Raw genomic sequence first — 16,440 nt, forward strand, 5'->3', positions numbered from 1 at the left:
CGCCCCTCGGCCCGTGAGTATCCCACCGCACCCGCCTCACTTGTTTGTTCAAGCCCGCAAAACAACGGGTGGCGGCCCGGGGCGGGGGCGGGTGCCGGGGCCGCGGGCCTCATCCGTTTGCGTCACATGGGCATGGGAGCGATGTCGCACTCGATGCGGCGACGCTGGCGGGCGGCCTGGAGCCAGGGGTGGTCGGTGCGCAGCACCGCGGCGAAGCCGTCCACCGCCTTGCGCTGGAGGACGTCCGCCTCGTCACCGCGCCCGAGGCCCCGCAGATCGAGGGCGAGGTTGGAGGTGCAGGACAGGGTGAGCGGGTGGTCGTCGCCCGCCACCTCGGTCAGCAACGGCAGGTTGGCGGCGTCGATCGCGCGCGCCCGCTCGAAGTCGAGCCTCGCGTAGGCGGTGTTGGCCTGGCCGATGCCGACGGTGAGAGTGATGATGTGGTGCGCTCCGACGGTGTCGCCCAGCCGGCGCACCACGTCGTCCTCCAGCTCCTGCGCGGTGTCCAGGGAACCCAGGGCCCGCTCGGTGGCGGCCAGGTTCGCCCTGGTCACCAGGGTGTGCGCATGGTCCCCGCCGAGGCGCCGCACCAGCCTGCCCGCGGTGGACTCGGCGAGTCGGAGGGAACCTTCCAGGTCCCCGGCCAGACGCCGGTCGACGCACACGTTGGTCGCCGTGGTCAGCGAGTCCATGTGCTCGTCGCCGTAGCGGGACTTGAAGTTGCGCAGGGTCTCCTCGGCGAGCTTGGCACCCTCGGCGAGGTCTCCGTCCCGGCGGCGGCAGACTCCGAGGTCACGGGCGATGCGCAGGGTCAGGGGGTGCTTGTCGCCGAGCGCGGTGAGCGCCCGGCGGTAGACGTCCTCCTGCCATTCGCGCGCCTCGGGGTACCGGCCCGCCTCGCGCGTGTCGATGCCGACGCAGTGCAGGGTGTTGAGCGTGAAGAAGCTGGCGTCTCCGAGCAGCATGTCGCGCTGGCGGGCGGTCTCCTGGTCCAGCGGCAGCGCTTCCCTGAACTCCCCGCACAGTCTCAGGTCGACGCCCCAGCTGTGGCTGCTCCGCAGGGTGGCGGGATCATCCGGGCCGAACAGCGAACGGGCCAGTTCAGTGGCCTCCTTGCCCAGGTCCCGCGCCTCCTGGAACCGCCCCTGGTACCGGCGGGCATCGGACATCTCGCACAGGGAGTCGATGAGTTCCTCGGGCTCGACCTGCACCCGGCGGGAGACCTCCAGCGCCTTTTCGGTGAGCGGGATCGACTCGGCGATCTGGCCGACCTGACGCAGCAGGAACGCGAACCCCTTGGTCATCCGGATGACATAGACGTCCTCCTCGCCCGATGCGGCGAGCCAGGCGCTCCATGCCTGCCGCCCGAAGGCCGCGGCGTTCTCGTGGTCGCCCCAGTAGTAGAGGAACCACATGGTGTCGTAGACCAGGTCGCGCACATAGGGGTCGGTGCTGGTCACCGCCTGGGAGGCGAGAACGTGCGGGAGCAGCGCCTGATAGTCGCGCCACCCCTGGGAGGCTCCGTAGGAGCCCCGGTTGGCGGCGGACAGCAGTTGGTGGGCGGCGTCCCGCATCCTCTCCCGTTCCTCCTCGCTCAGCTTGGCGAGGAGCACGGTCTGGAGCAGGCGGTGCATCTGCAGGGTGCCCGCGCGCGGGTCGACCTTGATCAGGGAGAACTGGCTGAGGTCGCGGATGGCCCGGTTCAGTTTGATCGGCTCGCGCAGCATCGGGTCGATCTGCGGCGTGATGTTGAGGCCTCGGCTGCTGCGCAGGATCGACCGCGGGATCGGTTCGGGGGCCATGCTGGCGCAGATGTCGAGAAGCTGACGGGCGCCCGGGTTGTTCTCCCTGATCCGCTCCAGGGAGATGTCCCAGGCGGCGGCGACGGAGACCGGATAGTCCGGGCTCTGCTCGATCTCGAGGATCTCCGGGCTGCGCTGGGCGAGCAGTCCGAGGTACTCGTCGACCTCCATGCCGGTGACGCCGAGCCATGCGCCCGCCTGTTCCACGGCGAGCGGCAGGTCGCCGAGTGCTTCGGCAAGCCGGTCGGCGTCCTCCCTGGGCAGGTCCTGGGCGCGCTTCTGGAGCAGCTCGATGGACTCGTCGCGTTCGAAGACGTTCACCGGCAGCGAGGTGGCCACCCGTTCCCAGCCCCGGTTCCGGGAGGTGACGATGACCTTGCCCGGACCGTTGTGCGGGAAGTAGCCCCGCACCGCCTCGATGTCCTCGGCGTTGTCGAAGACCAGCAGCCAGTTGTCGTACGGCGTCCCCGTGCGCAGCGCATCCAGTACGGCGGGCACGGCGGTGTTGGCCGCCGCGGCGCCCAGGCTGTCCTGGCCCGACGGGGCGACGCCCAGCTGGGAGGCGAGGGAGGAGAGCGCGGCCAGGATGAGACTCTCGCGTTCGGCGGGGATCCAGCAGATGATCCGGTAGTCGCGCTGGTGGGTGTAGATGTACTCCAGCGCCAGCTGGGACTTGCCCACCCCGCCGAGGCCGTGCAGGGCGTTGGGCAGCACGGCTGCGGTGTCCTGGGCGGCGAGCTGCTCCTCCACGGCCCTCAGCAGCGCCTGGCGGCCGACGAACGAGGTGTTACGCATGGGGACGTTCACCAGTAGGGCCGGCGTTGCGGTCGTGGTGCTCTGCATGAGCGGCTCTGCCTCCGGGGTCTCTTGTCGGTGCGCGCCGGCCGTCGGAGCCGGCGCGGATTCTCCAGTCAAATCGGAAATTTCCGAATCGGGGTCACTGCCCGCTGGGCTGGATGGAGTCGCTTCGCCCGGGATATTCACCTTTGGGGGTGGATGGGCGGACGCGCTGTTCTCCGCCGGTACGGCTGGGGCGGGCCCGTTCCTCGACAGATTCGGTTCGATGCGCCTGGCCCGCTCGGAGTAGGGCCCCGACAGGGCTCGCATCACCGCCAGTTCGCTGCGGGCCCAGCCGCCTTCGGCAGGGTCGGGCAGCCTGGTCCGCAGCGGGTCGTGCAGGGCGGCACGCAGCGCGACGCCACGCTCCCCGGCAGCGGGCAGCTCGCCCACCACGCTGACGGTGCGGGCGAGCTGGCTGCGCGTGGTGGTCGCGAGCAGCGCCTCGCGGACGCCGTCGGCGAACTCGGGGCGCCCCTCCCCTCCGCCCTCCCAGTCGATCAGACCGCCCATGAGGATTTCGGCGAGGTGATCGGGACCGGTCTCCGGCATGACGCGTCGCCGCAACTGCTCGACCAGGTCGAAGTCGAAGGGAACGGCGGCAAGTTCTGTGGCGAGCCGGCGAGCTGAGGGGGTGGCGAGGCTGAAGAAGCGTCGTACGGCGGCCGTGGCCGCACGGGGCAGACGCGGGGCGCGCAGACCGGGAGCGGGCGCGCCCTTGCTCAGGGCACCTGCCAGGACGACGGGCAGCGAACGGCGTACGCCGCGCCCACCGGTGACGAGATCGGACCAGGCCGCGAGGGAGGCGGGCTTCAGGGAGAGCACCGGGACGGCGACGGAGCCGTCGCCCGCGTCGGGCAGAGGGCGCATCGGGTCGGGGCCGCCGGGCGGCGCCCAGTGCCCGAGGCTGTCGTTGGGGGCGCCGAAGCCTCCGGCCTCCAGGACGGCGGGGTACGGGTAGAGCGAGGACCGGTGGCGCAGATGCGGCGGCAGCAGGTGGACGAGGGCGGTGGGGCCCGCGTGGGCGAGGCGGCCGAGGAGTTCATCGGCGGCGGTGGCGGCCCAGCCGTGGGCGAGTCCGTCGGTGACGACGAGGAAGATCCGGCTGCCCCGGCCGTCGAGCAGTTCGGCGGGGGCTGCGACGGCCCGCCCCGTGGACCAGCGCAGGGCGGCGGTGCCGGTGCGCGGCACCGTCGCCCGGATCGTGCGCACGCTGCGGAAGGCACCGCTGTGCTCGGCTGCGCGGGCGAGGCGCGCGGCACTCTCCTCCCAGATCCGCATCGTGGGCGCGTCGTCGAGCAGCAGCACCAGGTCGAAGGCGGAGACCCGGGCGGGCCGCAGGAACGGCATCCACAGCCCGTCGACCAGGCCCTGTTCGGCGGTCGTCTCCTCGTCCAGCTCCAGCCTGTCACGGGACGGGATGCGGCGGGCCAGGTGGTGCAGGGCGCGTGCGAGCAGGGCCGTGACGCGGCCGGGGCCGGACGGGTCGGGTTCGGCCCGGGGCAGCAGCGGCGGCCCGAGGTGCAGGGTGAGGCGGCCTTCGGGGTGAGGTAAGAGACGGCCGGCGGCCTGGGCGACGGCTCGGCCGGAGGAGGTGAGCGATGCGGCGGTGGTGCGGCTCACCGGCGGTGGCTCGGGAGGAGCGTCCTCGTCGTCGGCCCCGGGCAGACCGAGGAGTGCGTCGTCGGCCACCGGTGGGGCGGCCGGTCGTTCGGCCTCGGCGTCCTGCGGGTGTACGGCCTCCACCGCCGGGCCCGGCGCCTCCTGAGCCGCGTTGCCGGGACCGCCGTACCGGCTCCGGTGCGCGGCGAGCCATACCGCGTCGGCGAACTCCTGCCAGCGCGGCAGGAAGTGGTCGGGAGCGGCCTGGACCCGGTCCCCGCGCTCGCTCGCGTGCGCGAGCGGCTCGGGGTACACCGAAGGAAGCGGCGACGATCCCGATGCGGGATCCCCGTCGCCCGGTCCGGATGCGCGCTCCCGGGTCATCAGCGGCCCTTCGCGAGGTCGCGGAGCAGCAGTTCGACGAGCTTACGCCCGTCACCGTCAGCCTGAAAACCACCCGCAGTAGTCATCTGGACAGCGTTGAGCAACTGGTCCAGGGAGTGGGTTCCGCCGGCCTGGACCCGCTGAACGAACAGGTCGACGAGGTCTTCGGTGCCCCGAGCCCTGAGCCCCAGATGCCCTTCCACCATGGCCAGCAACTGCTCCCGGGTGGGGGTGTGCATCTCCATCGGCAGACAGCGGCGGCGGAAGGCGGCGGGGAATTCCCGCTCCCCGTTGCTGGTGATCACCACGACCGGGAACTCCCGGCACTCGACCCGTCCGTCGCGTACCACGGCCCGGCCTCCCGGGTCGCTGGTGTGCACGCGCGCCGCGTCGGCGGCGTCGCGCACCAGCTCCGGAACCTCATAACTTCCATTCTCCAGAACGTGCAACAGGTCGTTCGGCAGGTCGATGTCGCTCTTGTCGAGTTCGTCGACGAGAAGCACCCGGGGCCGTTCGTAGGGCAGCAGGGCAGTGCCCAGCGGCCCCAGTGTAATGAACTCGCCTATAACCGGCGCAAGTTGACGATCCTTTGACGCGGTCGACAGGTTGACGGCCTGTTCGCCGTCTTCGAACACCGGCTCCGTCCGTGCCGTGTCGCGCAGTCCCGCCTGCCAGGCGGCGATGGCTTGGGCACGACCCATGGCATCGTGGACGTACAGGCCGTCGCGCAGGCTGGTACGGCTCACGATGTTCCATTCCAGTACCCGGCCGAGCCCCATCTCACGCGAGATCAGGTAGGCGAGCGTCGACTTGCCGACGCCCGGGGGGCCGGTGATCAGCAGAGGGCGGCGCAGCAGCAGGGCAGCGTTGACCGTCTCTATCTGCTCCTCGTCGAGCTGGGGTGTGAGGCCGCCGGGCCCCAGGCGGCGCAGCGCGGCCTCGGCGTCGTCCGCGGGTGGGGCCTCGACCGGACCGCCACGGAACCTCCGCCAGGGCGGCGGGTCCGGCAGCACGGATGGGGCGTCCTGCGGGCGTCCGGTGGCGTGGAAGACACGCCAGTCGTCCGCGGCCGTCCGTTCCTGTGCACTCATGCCGAAGCCTCCTAGCTCAGCTGGCGAGATCGCCGGGGTCGGTGGTCTGGAAGTCGACGACTCGCGTGGGGTCGTCCCACAGGAATCCGACGTTCCGGGCCAGATACTGGACCGCGTCCTCCGCGCCGCTCTCGGCGTTCAGACGCATGCGGTGAATGACGGAGGGCAGCTGCACGGGCATCGCGACGGCCGCGAAGACCGCGGTCACCACCTCGCGCCTCTCCTCTTTGAACACACCTCTGCGGTCCCAGACGGCCAGCCCGATCCCCTCCGCGATCGCCGCTTTGAGTGCCGCCAGGGTCGGCGCCCCCGTCGGCGCGTCCAACAGCACTGCCGTACTTCTTGATTCCCCGGCGAGCGCGATCTGCCACGCGCGCAGCCGCCGGGCGTCCGCCTCACTCCAGGCATGCACAGTGATCCCATGCTGCTTCAGAGCGGCCCAACGCCGCTGCCACTGCTGCCGGACCACGGCGTTGTCCGTACGCATGCGTTCAAGGCTGCGTAGATGCACCCCGTACCGCAGACCGAGCGGAGTGGGCTCACCGTCCCCCACGGCGAACGTCAACCCCGCCACATCGTGGTTCATCAGATCGTACGGAAGGAGGAACTCTATGTACGCAGGCGGCTCCTGGAGTCCGCTCGAGTCCGGCTCGCGCGGCACCAGCCAGAGTCGGGTGCCGCGCCGGAGTGCGTGGTCGACCGCTCGGCCGAGGTCGTCCAGGGGGATCGTGTCCGGCTCGCCGGGGCGTGGGTCCCAGCGCCCCGGGGTCGCGTTCGTCCAGGTCCGCACGACCACATCCGTGCTGCCGTCCCGGGCCGGGTCGACGGCGACGACCAGGGTGCGGGGGATGTCGGGCGACCACACCACCGCGGCACGTCTCTCCCGGCGCTCCGCCAACTCCGCTCTCAGGCCCGCGCGTCCGGCCCAGTCGTCGGCCCACGCGGTCAGTGCGAGGCGGTGATCGACGGTCCGGGCGAGACGGGCCGCGTGGTCGAGGAGGAGGACGGCGGGCGGCAGTCCGTCCTCTTGCACGTTCCATTCGAGAAGGTGCGTGAAGAGTTGCTCGGGGGTGAGTCCGTCGGGCATGTCGAGCCCGACGAGTTCCTCGGCCAGGCCGTCCCGTAAGCGTGCGGCGGGCAGGTCGCCGCGGGAGAGCGCGACGCGGGCGCTCTTCTCGTCCTCCTTGGACAGCGGTCCGGCCAGGACGGGGGCCGGAGCGATCAGCCGGTCGAGTTCGTCTCCGGCCGGGGCGCCTTCGAGGATGCGGACCACCCCGACAAGTACGTGTTCCCCGCCCGCCACGCTCAGCGCGGCGGTCACCAGACTCACCACATCCTCACGGAGCCTGACGCCGCGTAAGTCCACCGGCCGACAGAGCTGGCCTCCCAGCAGACTGGCGAACTGCACCCGGCTCGGCGCGTCCTCCACGCAGCTCAGCTCGCAGAGGACGTCGGTGAGCTGTAGCAACAGCTCGAATTCCGATGGATGTCCGGATTCGCCGCCGGACCCGCCGGGCGCCGCACCTGTCTGCACCGACTTTCCCCCTGAGTCGGTTCACCTGCATAGACCGACCAGCGAAGTTAGCACGGCAACCAACGGTTAACCAGGGACTGTTGGGAAGCCACGGCTCACAGCCTCGGGTCCACCGGCTCCGATTCCAGGGCCAGCACGCCGAAGACCGCCTCGTGCACGCGCCACAGCGGTTCGCCGTCGGCCAGCCGGTCCAGGGCCTCCAGACCCAGGGCGTACTCGCGGATCGCCAGGGACCGCTTGTGGTTGAGGAACCGGGAGCGCAGGCGCGCCAGGTTCTCCGGGCGGGTGTACTCGGGGCCGTAGATGATCCGCAGGTACTCGCGGCCGCGGCATTTGATGCCGGGCTGGACGAGGCGACCCTGGGGGTCGCGGACGAGTGCGCCGGCCGGCTTGACGACCATGCCCTCGCCGCCGCGGCCGGTCATCTCCAGCCACCAGTCGACTCCGGCCCGGACGGACTCCTGGTCGGCCGTGTCGACGTACAGCCGCCGGGTGGTCCGGAGCAGGCCGCTGCCGTCGTGCTCGACGAGCCGGTCGAGCAGGGCGAGCTGCTCCTCGTGCGGCAGGGCGGCGAGGCTGCGGCCCTGGACCGCGAGGATCTGGAACGGCGCCAGGCGGACACCGTCCAGGCCGTCCGTGGTCCAGCAGTAGCGGCGGTAGGCCTCGGTGAACGCGGCGGCGTCGGCGGACCGTTCGCGGGTACGGGCCAGCAGGCCGGTCACGTCCACGCCCCGCGCGGCGGCGCCCTCCAGCGCCGCCCGTGCTCCCGGGAGCACCGCGCCGGAGGCGGCACCCACGGCGGCGTACTGCGACCGCAGCAGCCCGGACGCCTTCAGCGACCAGGGCATCAGCTCGGCGTCCAGCAGCAGCCAGTCGGTCGCCAGTTCGTCCCAGAGGCCGGCCTCGCCGATCGCCGTGCGCAGCCGGTCGAGGATCTCCGCGGTGAGGGTGTCGTCGTCGAGGAAGGGGCGGCCGGTGCGGGTGTAGAGGGACCCGGCGGGCCCGTCCACCCCGAAGTGCTTGCGCGCCGCGTCGGCGTCCCGGCACACCAGGGCCACCGCCCGCGAACCCATGTGCTTCTCCTCGCACACGACCCGCTCGACTCCGTCCGCCGCGTACTGCGCGAAGGCCTCGACCGGGTGTTCGAGGTAGCCGTCGACCTTGCTGGTCGCCGTCGGTGCCATCGTCGGCGGGAGGTACGGCAGCAGCCGCGGGTCCACCGCGAAGCGGCTCATGACCTCGAGGGCCGCCGCCGCGTTCTCCTCGCGGATCGAGATCCGGCCCTGGTGCCGGGTCTCCACGACCCGGCGGCCCTGCACGTCCGCCAGGTCCAGCGGACGGCCGTCGTGCCCGCCGGGGGCCTCGGTGCGCAGCGGCTTCACCGGCTCGTACCAGACCTGCTCCGCCGGTACGTCGACCAGCTCGCGCTCCGGCCAGCGCAGCGCGGTGAGCTTGCCGCCGAAGACGGCGCCGGTGTCCAGGCAGATGGTGTTGTTGAGCCAGGTGGCCTCCGGAACGGGGGTGTGGCCGTAGACGACGGCGGCCCGGCCTCGGTAGTCCTCCGCCCACGGGTAGCGCACCGGCAGCCCGAACTCGTCGGTCTCCCCGGTGGTGTCGCCGTACAGGGCGTGGCTGCGGACCCGGCCGGAGGTGCGGCCGTGGTACTTCTCGGGCAGCCCGGCGTGGCAGACGACCAGCCGGCCGTCGTCGAGGACGTAGTGGCTGACGAGGCCGTCGAGGAACTCCCTTACCTCGGCGACGAACTCCTCGCTCTCGCCCGCCATCTGCTCGATGGTCTCGGCGAGGCCGTGGGTGTGCTGGACCTTGCGGCCGCGCAGGTGACGGCCGTACTTGTTCTCGTGGTTGCCGGGCACGCACAGGGCGTTGCCGGACTTCACCATCGTCATGACACGGCGCAGCACGCCCGGGCTGTCGGGGCCGCGGTCGACGAGGTCGCCGACGAAGACGGCGGTACGGCCCTCGGGGTGGACTCCGTCGGTGTAGCCCAGCTTGCCGAGCAGCGCCTCCAGTTCGGCGGCGCAGCCGTGGATGTCGCCGACGATGTCGAAGGGGCCGGTGAGGTGGGTCAGGTCGTTGAAGCGCTTCTCGGTGACGACCGTGGCGTGCTCGACCTCGTCGACGCCGCGCAGGACGTGCACCTTGCGGAAGCCCTCGCGCTCCAGGTGCCTGAGGGAGCGGCGCAGTTCCCGGGTGTGGCGCTGGATCACCCGGCGGGGCATGTCAGCGCGGTCGGTGCGGCCCGCGTTGCGCTCGGCGCACACCTCCTCGGGCACGTCGAGCACGATGGCTATCGGCAGGACGTCGTACTGCCTGGCCAGCTCGATCAGCTGACGGCGGGCGTCGGGCTGGACGCTGGTCGCGTCCACGACGGTGCGGCGGCCGGCGGCGAGGCGCTTGCCCGCGATGTAGTGCAGGACGTCGAAGGCGTCCTTGGTGGCGCCCTGGTCGTTCTCGTCGTCCGAGACGAGGCCGCGGCAGAAGTCGGACGAGATGATCTCGGTGGGCTTGAAGTGCCTGCGGGCGAAGGTGGACTTGCCGGAGCCGGAGGCGCCGACGAGCACCACCAGGGAGAGGTCGGTGACGGGCAGGACCCGTCCCTCGCGTACGTCGGTCATGCCGCCTTCGCCTCCTTCGGGCCGGTCAGGGTGAACACGGCCATCTGGGTGGGCGGGCCCACCTCCGGGTCGTCGGGGCCGACGGGTACGAACTCGGCTTCGTACCCGTGCCGTCCGGCCACCGCCTCCGCCCAGGCCCGGAACTCCGCGCGGGTCCATTCGAAGCGGTGGTCGCCGTGCCGGACATGGCCGGCCGGGAGGCTCTCCCAGCGCACGTTGTACTCGACGTTCGGGGTCGTCACGAGGACCGTGCGCGGGCGGGCCGAACCGAACACGGCGTACTCCAGGGCCGGCAGCCGGGGCAGGTCGAGGTGCTCGATGACCTCGCTGAGCACGGCGGCGTCGTAGCCCTTGATCCGCCGGTCGGTGTAGGCGAGGGAGCCCTGGAAGAGCTTGACGCGCGCGGCCTGCCGCTCCCCCATGCGGTCCAGCTTGAGCCGCCGGGAGGCGATGGTGAGCGCCCGCATCGAGACGTCCACGCCCACGATCTCGGTGAACGCCGGGTCCTTGAGCAGGGTCTGCACCAACTGGCCCTGTCCGCAGCCGAGATCCAGGACACGGGCGGCCCCGGACGCCTTGAGCGCGGCGGTGACGGCCTCCCGGCGCTGTACGGCCAGCGGGGTCGGCCGCTCCTCGGTCTCGGTCTCCGCGCCGACCGCGTTGTCGATCTCCTCGACCTCGCTGTCGTCCGTCTCGGCCAGCCGTACCAGCTCCAGCCGCTCCGTCGCGGCACGGGTCAGCGACCAGCGGCGCGCGAGGTAGCGGCTGGTGATCAGCTTCTGCTCCGGGTGGCCGGGCAGCCAGCCCTCACCGGCGCGCAGCAGCTTGTCGACCTCGTCGGGGGCGACCCAGTAGTGCTTGGCGTCGTCCAGGACCGGGAGCAGGACGTAGAGGTGGCGCAGGGCCTCGGCGAGGGTGCGGTCCGTGGACTCCAGTTCGAGCCGGACGTAGCGGGAGTCCCCCCACTGCGGGAACTCGGTGTCCAGCGGCACGGGTTCGGCGGTGACCGTCCAGCCCAGCGGCTCGAACAGCCGCCGTACGAGCCCGGGGCCGCCGCGGGCGGGCAGCGCCGGCACCTCGATACGCAACGGCCTGGGGACTGCGGGCAGTTCGGGCCGGGCGTTGCAGACGCCCTTCATCGCGCTGGAGAAGACACTGCTCAGCGCCACGGCGAGCAGGGAGGAGGCCGCGTACGGACGGTCGTTGACGTACTGCGCGAGCGCCGCGTCCGGGGCACCGCCCCGGCCCTTGCCCTTGCCGCGCCTGACCAGTGCGACCGCGTCCACCTCCAGCAACAGCGCCGCCGTGCAGCGCTCGGCGTCCGCCTCCGGGTAGAGGACATGGGCCGTGCCGTAGGAGGTGGAGAACGTCTGGGCCTTCTCGGGGTGCTTGTGCAGCAGGTAGCCGAGATCGGTCGCGGGGCGTTCCGGGGTGCCGGTGGTGGTGATGGTCAGAAACACGGTGGTGAGCCTCGAAGTAGGGGCTGAACTGCGGATCCACTCACCGTACAGAGGGAACATCGGCAGCATCCGGGAATTTTCGCTAGCCTCCGGTCGACCGGGCGTTCGAGGAGGATGTGCGACTGTGAGCACCATCGACACCAGCAAGCCCCATTCGGCGCGGATGTACGACTACTTCCTGGGCGGGAAGGACAACTATCCGGTCGATGTGGCGGCGGCCGAGCAGGTGACCTCGCACTTCCCCGCCGTGAGCGCGATGGCGCGGACCAATCGCGCCTTCATGCACCGCGCCTCCCGGCTGCTGGCCGAGCGGGGCATCCGCCAGTTCCTCGACATCGGGACCGGCATCCCGACCGAGCCGAACCTCCACCAGATCGTCCAGGGGATCGCCCCGCAGGCCCGGGTGGTCTACGCGGACAACGACCCGATCGTTCTCCGGCACGCCGAGGCCCTGCTGCACAGCGCGCCGGAGGGGAGGACCGCCTATGTCCAGGCCGATGTGCGGGACCCCGGAAGGATCATCGCGACGGCCCGGGAGACCCTCGACTTCAGCCGGCCGATCGCCCTCTCCCTGGTGGCACTCCTGCACCTGGTGGGCGACGAGGACGAGCCCCTCCGGCTCGTACGCGAACTCCTCGAACCACTGGCCCCCGGAAGCCACTTGACGCTTTCGCACGCGACCGGCGACTTCGACCCGGAGACCTGGGAGCGGGTCGTCGAGGTGTACCGCAAGGGCGGCACGGCGGCACAGGTGCGCAGCCTCGGAGAGTTCTCGGAGTTCTTCACGGGCCTCGAGCTGGTGGACCCCGGCGTGGTCCTGGCCGCGCGCTGGCACCCCGAACTCGGCGAACCGCGCGGAGGCGACGGCGGGGCCGCGGAGATCCCCCTCGGCGAGGAGATCCCCCTCTACGTGGCGGTCGCTCTCAAGCCCTGACGGAGGCCCGGCGGATCGCGCTCCACTGCGGCCCGATCCGCCGGGCGGCCGACGCGCCGTGCCGGCCTTACGACAGCTGCGACTGCACCTGCGAGGAGATCAGCTCCAGGTGGTCGAGGTCGTCCAGGTCGAGGATCTGGAGGTAGATCCGCCGGGCGCCGATCTCGGCGTAGCGGCCGATCTTGTCGACGACCTCGGACGGGGAGCCTGCCAGGCCGTTGAGCTTCAGTTCGTCGGGCTCGCGGCCGATCGCGGCGGCACGGCGGGCGACCTCCGCCTCGTCGCGGCCGACGCAGACGACGAGGGCGTTGGAGTAGGTCAGCTCGTCGGCGTCGCGGCCGGCCTCCTCGGCGGCGGTGCGTACCCGGCCGAACTGGCGCTCGCTGTCCTCGACGGAGGCGAAGGGCATGTTGAACTCGTCGGCGTACCGCGCGGCCAGCCGCGGGGTGCGGGTGGCGCCGTGGCCGCCGACGAGCACGGGGATCTTCCGCTGCGCGGGCTTGGGCAGCGCGGGAGAGTCCGTGAGGTCGTAGTGGGTGCCGTGGAAGTCGAAGGTCTTGCCGAGTTCCGTCGCCCAGAGGCCGGTGACGATCTCCAGCTGCTCCTCGAGGCGGGCGAACTTCTCCTTGGGGAACGGGATGCCGTACGCCTTGTGCTCCTCCTCGAACCAGCCGGCACCGAGGCCGAGTTCGACGCGGCCGCCGGACATCTGGTCGACCTGCGCGACCTGGATGGCGAGCACGCCGGGCAGCCGGAAGGTGCCGGCGGTCATCAGGGTGCCGAGCCGGATCCGCTTGGTCTCACGGGCGAGTCCGGCCAGGGTCAGCCAGGCGTCGGTGGGGCCGGGCAGGCCGTCCCCGGAGCCCATGCGGAGGTAGTGGTCGGAGCGGAAGAAGGCGTCGAAGCCCAGGTCCTCGGTGGCCTTGGCGACGGCGAGCAGCGTGTCATAGGTGGCCCCCTGCTGGGGCTCGGTGAAGATGCGGAGATCCATGCTTCCATCCTGCACGCCGGGGTGTGGGGCGACGAGGTCGGTCCCCCGTCCCCCCGCGCGCCCCGGTCGGGTGAAATTACGTCCATACCGCTGGTCACGCGCGCTCCGGCCAGTGACCGGCCCCGGTGGTGATCGTTGGCTCGGGCGGAGCCGGAGCCCCCGGCTTCCGCACCGGCCGGCGACCGCCGGGGCGTCACCCGCGTCGGCCTCCCCGGGGGCCATGGGCCGAGGAGGCCGTCATGTCCGAAGAGACCGTGCCGCAGCAGGGCGGGACCGGGCAGCCGAAAGGGCTGTTGCAGCAGATGGAGGAGCTGATGGCGGCGTTGAATGCTGACCTGTCGGCGTTGGATGCTGATCTTCAGGCAGCAGGGGATGCCGGCCGGGGGCCCGGCGAGGAGGGTTCTGTGGGCTGAGGGCGGTGTCGTCCGGGATCGGCGCCGAGTGGTTGCCGGCCCTGCTCTTGCTGCGGCGCCGTTGTGGCCGACGCTCCAGCGGTCCCTGACCTAGCCCGCTTCCCGCTCCGGTACCACCTGCTCGCGGTCCGCGAGTCTGCGGAGCATTTCGAGGACGCGGTCGCGGGACTCGTCCGCCGCGTCGATGGCCTCCATGCACTGCCAGTACGTGCCCTCGTCGTCCGCGGCGCAGGCGAGGCCCACCAAGGCGATGCCGACCTCGCCGAGGAGGCCGCCGAGGAACATCAGGGTGTGGCGGGCGTCGCCCAACTCGGTGAGATGGCCCGCCCGCAGCTCACCCGGGGCCAGTTCGGGCGGGTCGAGGACGCCGCAGCCCCGGCCCGCCAGCTCTGTCAATCCCAGTGCCTCGCCGCGCAGTTCGGGCGGTCCGGCGACCGCGAGGCGGCTGCCTATCGCCTGCGCGAGGGCCTGCGCCTGCCACACCTCGGCCAGGACCTCCCGCTGGTCGCCACCCGCGGCCAGGGACCGCCTGCTCGTCACGATGAGCCGCACCGCGTCCATGCGCTGCCCCCGTCTGTCCCGACGCGCTCCCGCGCGTACGCCTGCCCGAACTCACTGGTTCACTACCCAGAGTGAAGGGCCGTGAGACGAAAAGCCAGAGGAAGACGGAAATCTGCGGACAACAATTCGGATTCGGGCCGCATTTTGGTTACGCAGCGTACAAGTGGACTTTGCTACTCCTGGATCGGGAACCTCCGCTCGTTCCGGTCGATCTTCGCGTTCAGCGCGGCCAGCGGGTCGATGCCGAGCACCTCGCAGAGCTGGAGCAGATACGCCAGCACGTCGGCGACCTCGTCGGTGACGCGTGGCGCGGCCTCGGGGTCGGTCATGACGCGGGCCGACTCCTCGGGGGTCAACCACTGGAAGATCTCGACCAGTTCGGAGGCCTCCACGCTGAGCGCGGCGACCAGGTTCTTGGGGGTGTGGTACTGCTGCCAGTTCCGCGCGGCGGCGAAATCGGCCAGGCGGCGTTGCAGTCCGGCCACGTCCAGGGGATCAGTCACGGTCCAGGTGTACCACCGTGACCCCCTCCGTCCCGGCGGCCCAGGAAGCGTCGCTCACCGCGCCGACGAGCCGGATGTGCCCCCGCTCGCACATCCGGGCCCCCAGCCGCAGCAGTTCCAGCCGCTGCCGTCCGTCCAGGCCCCGGTCGAAGCCGTCGGCGAGGACGGTGAGCGTCTGGAGCGCGGCGGGCACCTCGCCCGCCGGGTCGACCTCCAGCACGCCCGGTCCCGTGAGCAGGACCAACGCGAGGGCCACGTAGCGCAGTTCGCCGTCGCCGAGCCGTCGCAGGTCCGTACGGACGCCGTCGCCCCGGTCGAGCGTGGCCCGGACCGCTCCCGTCGCCTCCTCGGCCCGGGTGAGCACGTCCGCGACCGGCCCGGCGCAGCCGGCGCGCACCGCCGCGACGAACAGCGCGTGCCGTCGTCCGCACTCGGTGCGGGTGCGCCCGAGCACATCGGCGAGATTCCCGCAGCCACCGAGCAGCCGGCCCGAGCCGGACGGTACGGGTCCGCGCATCCGGGCGGGCTGGGGGTCGCAGGCGAAGACGGAGCGCAGGGCGACCACCATCTGCTCGGCGGCGGCCAGCACCCTGCGCTGGCCGGGTGTCTTGCCGGCCACGCGCAGCGGCAGCAGGGCCGTGCCGAGCCGGTCGTCCGGCAACGGGCCACGGGTCACCGGTGTCGGCCCTGCCGTGTGCCAGGCGGCCTGTACGGCGCGCTTCCCGGGGTCGCGCAGGGCGGTCTCCAGGAGGACCAGGCCGTCGGCTGTCAACCGCTCGCCCACGACCCGCAGTTCGGGCTCGGCCTGCACGGCCACGTCGAGCCGGACCGGGCCCGCGGGGCCGTCGGCCGTGCAGCCGATGCGGAAGCCGCGGCGGCGCTGCGCGTCGGGCCGGGCCCGCTCCGGGACGCAGGCGACGGGGTCGGGGAACGCCTCGCCGAGCCCGGCGCCGCCGCCGAGCCGGGCCAGGGCCTCGTACGCCCGCAGTGCGCTGGTCTTGCCGCAGCCGCTGGGGCCGGCGAGGAGGGTGAGCGGCCCGAGCGGGAACGCGGCGCGGCGGTGGGTGGTGAAGGCGGCCAGGCGCAGTTCCGTGAGGCGGGGGCGGTCGGGCTGCGCGAGGGCTGCGGAAGGTGCGGGAGGTGCGGGAGGAGTCGGGGATGTGGGGGGTGTGGGTGCGGGGGGCTGGGTCATATCCGGACGGTAGGGCTCCGGCGACAGGACGAACCGTTCCGTCTCCGGGGCGTTCCTACGATCGAGCTACCGTCACACCGGTCGAGCCGACGTCACACCCCGGGAAGCCCGGCTCCCTCCATCAGCCCCGTCACCTCGGTGCCGGCCGGCGTCAGCAGGAAAACGTTGCGATCCACCCGGTGCATCCCGCTGGCCAGGCCGAAGACGACGCCCGTGCTGAAGTCGAGGACGCGTTTGGCGACCTCCGTCTCCGCGCCGGTCAGATCGAGCAGCACGGGCACCCCCGCCATCAGCCGCTCGGCGACGTCACGGGCGTCGGCGAAGACGTTCACCCGCAGGACGACGAAGCGGCGGCGGGTCTCCGTCTCGGCCTCGGGTATGGACCGGTGGCCGACGGAGGACGGCCAGGCGTCCCGGCCCCGCAGCGGCACGACCTGGGCGAGCCCCTCCCACTGTTCGTCGGTGACATCGTGGCTGTTCACCGGCATGCTCCGTCCTGG

General features: G+C 72.0%; 12 protein-coding genes. 2 read left to right on the plus strand and 10 right to left on the minus strand.

Going from position 1 to position 16,440, the window contains the following annotated elements:
• Positions 1–122: 122 nt before the first annotated feature.
• The 5 genes from fxsT to ACFT32_RS37860 all read right to left on the minus strand — a co-directional run bounded on the left by fxsT (position 123) and on the right by ACFT32_RS37860 (position 11,346).
• Complete coding sequence (gene fxsT / locus ACFT32_RS37840) at positions 123–4,625, minus strand: FxSxx-COOH system tetratricopeptide repeat protein (protein ID WP_382498232.1); 4,503 nt, start codon at positions 4,623–4,625, stop codon at positions 123–125.
• Complete coding sequence (locus ACFT32_RS37845; protein WP_382498234.1) at positions 4,625–5,716, minus strand: AAA family ATPase; 1,092 nt, start codon at positions 5,714–5,716, stop codon at positions 4,625–4,627. Before ACFT32_RS37845 ends, fxsT begins: the two co-directional genes overlap by 1 nt.
• 16 nt (positions 5,717–5,732) lie before the next feature.
• Positions 5,733–7,250, minus strand: a complete 1,518-nt coding sequence (locus ACFT32_RS37850; protein ID WP_382498236.1) for a hypothetical protein — start codon at positions 7,248–7,250, stop codon at positions 5,733–5,735.
• A gap of 95 nt (positions 7,251–7,345) precedes the next feature.
• Positions 7,346–9,886, minus strand: a complete 2,541-nt coding sequence (locus ACFT32_RS37855; RefSeq protein ID WP_382498238.1) for a polynucleotide kinase-phosphatase — start codon at positions 9,884–9,886, stop codon at positions 7,346–7,348.
• Complete coding sequence (locus ACFT32_RS37860) at positions 9,883–11,346, minus strand: 3' terminal RNA ribose 2'-O-methyltransferase Hen1 (RefSeq protein WP_382498240.1); 1,464 nt, start codon at positions 11,344–11,346, stop codon at positions 9,883–9,885. The genes ACFT32_RS37855 and ACFT32_RS37860 overlap by 4 nt, the downstream gene beginning before the upstream one ends.
• A gap of 163 nt (positions 11,347–11,509) precedes the next feature.
• Here ACFT32_RS37860 and ACFT32_RS37865 point away from each other — a divergent pair, with 163 nt between their 5' ends.
• Positions 11,510–12,280 carry an SAM-dependent methyltransferase gene (locus tag ACFT32_RS37865; protein ID WP_382498685.1) on the plus strand — a complete coding sequence of 257 codons (771 nt, stop codon included), beginning with the start codon at positions 11,510–11,512 and terminating at the stop codon, positions 12,278–12,280.
• Positions 12,281–12,347: 67 nt separating this feature from the next.
• On the opposite strand, the gene ACFT32_RS37870 is transcribed toward ACFT32_RS37865, so the two are convergent.
• Positions 12,348–13,271 carry an LLM class F420-dependent oxidoreductase gene (locus ACFT32_RS37870; RefSeq protein WP_382498241.1) on the minus strand — a complete coding sequence of 308 codons (924 nt, stop codon included), beginning with the start codon at positions 13,269–13,271 and terminating at the stop codon, positions 12,348–12,350.
• A gap of 239 nt (positions 13,272–13,510) precedes the next feature.
• Between ACFT32_RS37870 and ACFT32_RS37875 the strand changes: the two genes are divergently transcribed.
• Entirely contained in the window at positions 13,511–13,684 is a 174-nt protein-coding gene (locus ACFT32_RS37875) for a hypothetical protein (RefSeq protein ID WP_382498243.1), read from the plus strand.
• A gap of 90 nt (positions 13,685–13,774) precedes the next feature.
• Here ACFT32_RS37875 and ACFT32_RS37880 read toward each other — a convergent pair whose 3' ends face one another.
• The 4 genes from ACFT32_RS37880 to ACFT32_RS37895 all read right to left on the minus strand — a co-directional run bounded on the left by ACFT32_RS37880 (position 13,775) and on the right by ACFT32_RS37895 (position 16,428).
• Positions 13,775–14,245 carry a DUF6099 family protein gene (locus ACFT32_RS37880; RefSeq protein WP_382498245.1) on the minus strand — a complete coding sequence of 157 codons (471 nt, stop codon included), beginning with the start codon at positions 14,243–14,245 and terminating at the stop codon, positions 13,775–13,777.
• A 173-nt stretch (positions 14,246–14,418) separates the two neighbouring features.
• Positions 14,419–14,748: a nucleotide pyrophosphohydrolase gene (locus tag ACFT32_RS37885; RefSeq protein WP_382498247.1), complete on the minus strand. Its 330-nt coding sequence runs from the start codon at positions 14,746–14,748 to the stop codon at positions 14,419–14,421.
• The gene (locus ACFT32_RS37890; protein WP_382498249.1) at positions 14,741–15,940 is read right to left on the minus strand and encodes an ATP-binding protein; all 1,200 of its coding nucleotides are present in this window, start codon (positions 15,938–15,940) and stop codon (positions 14,741–14,743) included. Before ACFT32_RS37890 ends, ACFT32_RS37885 begins: the two co-directional genes overlap by 8 nt.
• A 92-nt stretch (positions 15,941–16,032) precedes the next feature.
• Complete coding sequence (locus ACFT32_RS37895) at positions 16,033–16,428, minus strand: cell division protein SepF (RefSeq protein WP_031134653.1); 396 nt, start codon at positions 16,426–16,428, stop codon at positions 16,033–16,035.
• Between the last annotated feature and the right edge of the window lie 12 nt (positions 16,429–16,440).

The sequence above is a fragment of the Streptomyces sp. NPDC057002 genome (assembly GCF_042673825.1).
Classification (GTDB): domain Bacteria; phylum Actinomycetota; class Actinomycetes; order Streptomycetales; family Streptomycetaceae; genus Streptomyces.

What these genes read in the sequence shown, in the direction of transcription:
- ACFT32_RS37895 (WP_031134653.1), bottom strand. Translation starts at nt 16,428, where the DNA reads ATGCCGGTGAACAGCCACGATGTCACCGACGAACAGTGGGAGGGGCTC.
- ACFT32_RS37855 (WP_382498238.1), bottom strand. Translation starts at nt 9,886, where the DNA reads ATGACCGACGTACGCGAGGGACGGGTCCTGCCCGTCACCGACCTCTCC.
- ACFT32_RS37845 (WP_382498234.1), bottom strand. Translation starts at nt 5,716, where the DNA reads ATGAGTGCACAGGAACGGACGGCCGCGGACGACTGGCGTGTCTTCCAC.
- ACFT32_RS37880 (WP_382498245.1), bottom strand. Translation starts at nt 14,245, where the DNA reads ATGGACGCGGTGCGGCTCATCGTGACGAGCAGGCGGTCCCTGGCCGCG.
- ACFT32_RS37875 (WP_382498243.1), top strand. Translation starts at nt 13,511, where the DNA reads ATGTCCGAAGAGACCGTGCCGCAGCAGGGCGGGACCGGGCAGCCGAAA.
- ACFT32_RS37870 (WP_382498241.1), bottom strand. Translation starts at nt 13,271, where the DNA reads ATGGATCTCCGCATCTTCACCGAGCCCCAGCAGGGGGCCACCTATGAC.
- ACFT32_RS37890 (WP_382498249.1), bottom strand. Translation starts at nt 15,940, where the DNA reads ATGACCCAGCCCCCCGCACCCACACCCCCCACATCCCCGACTCCTCCC.
- fxsT (WP_382498232.1), bottom strand. Translation starts at nt 4,625, where the DNA reads ATGACCCGGGAGCGCGCATCCGGACCGGGCGACGGGGATCCCGCATCG.
- ACFT32_RS37865 (WP_382498685.1), top strand. Translation starts at nt 11,510, where the DNA reads ATGTACGACTACTTCCTGGGCGGGAAGGACAACTATCCGGTCGATGTG.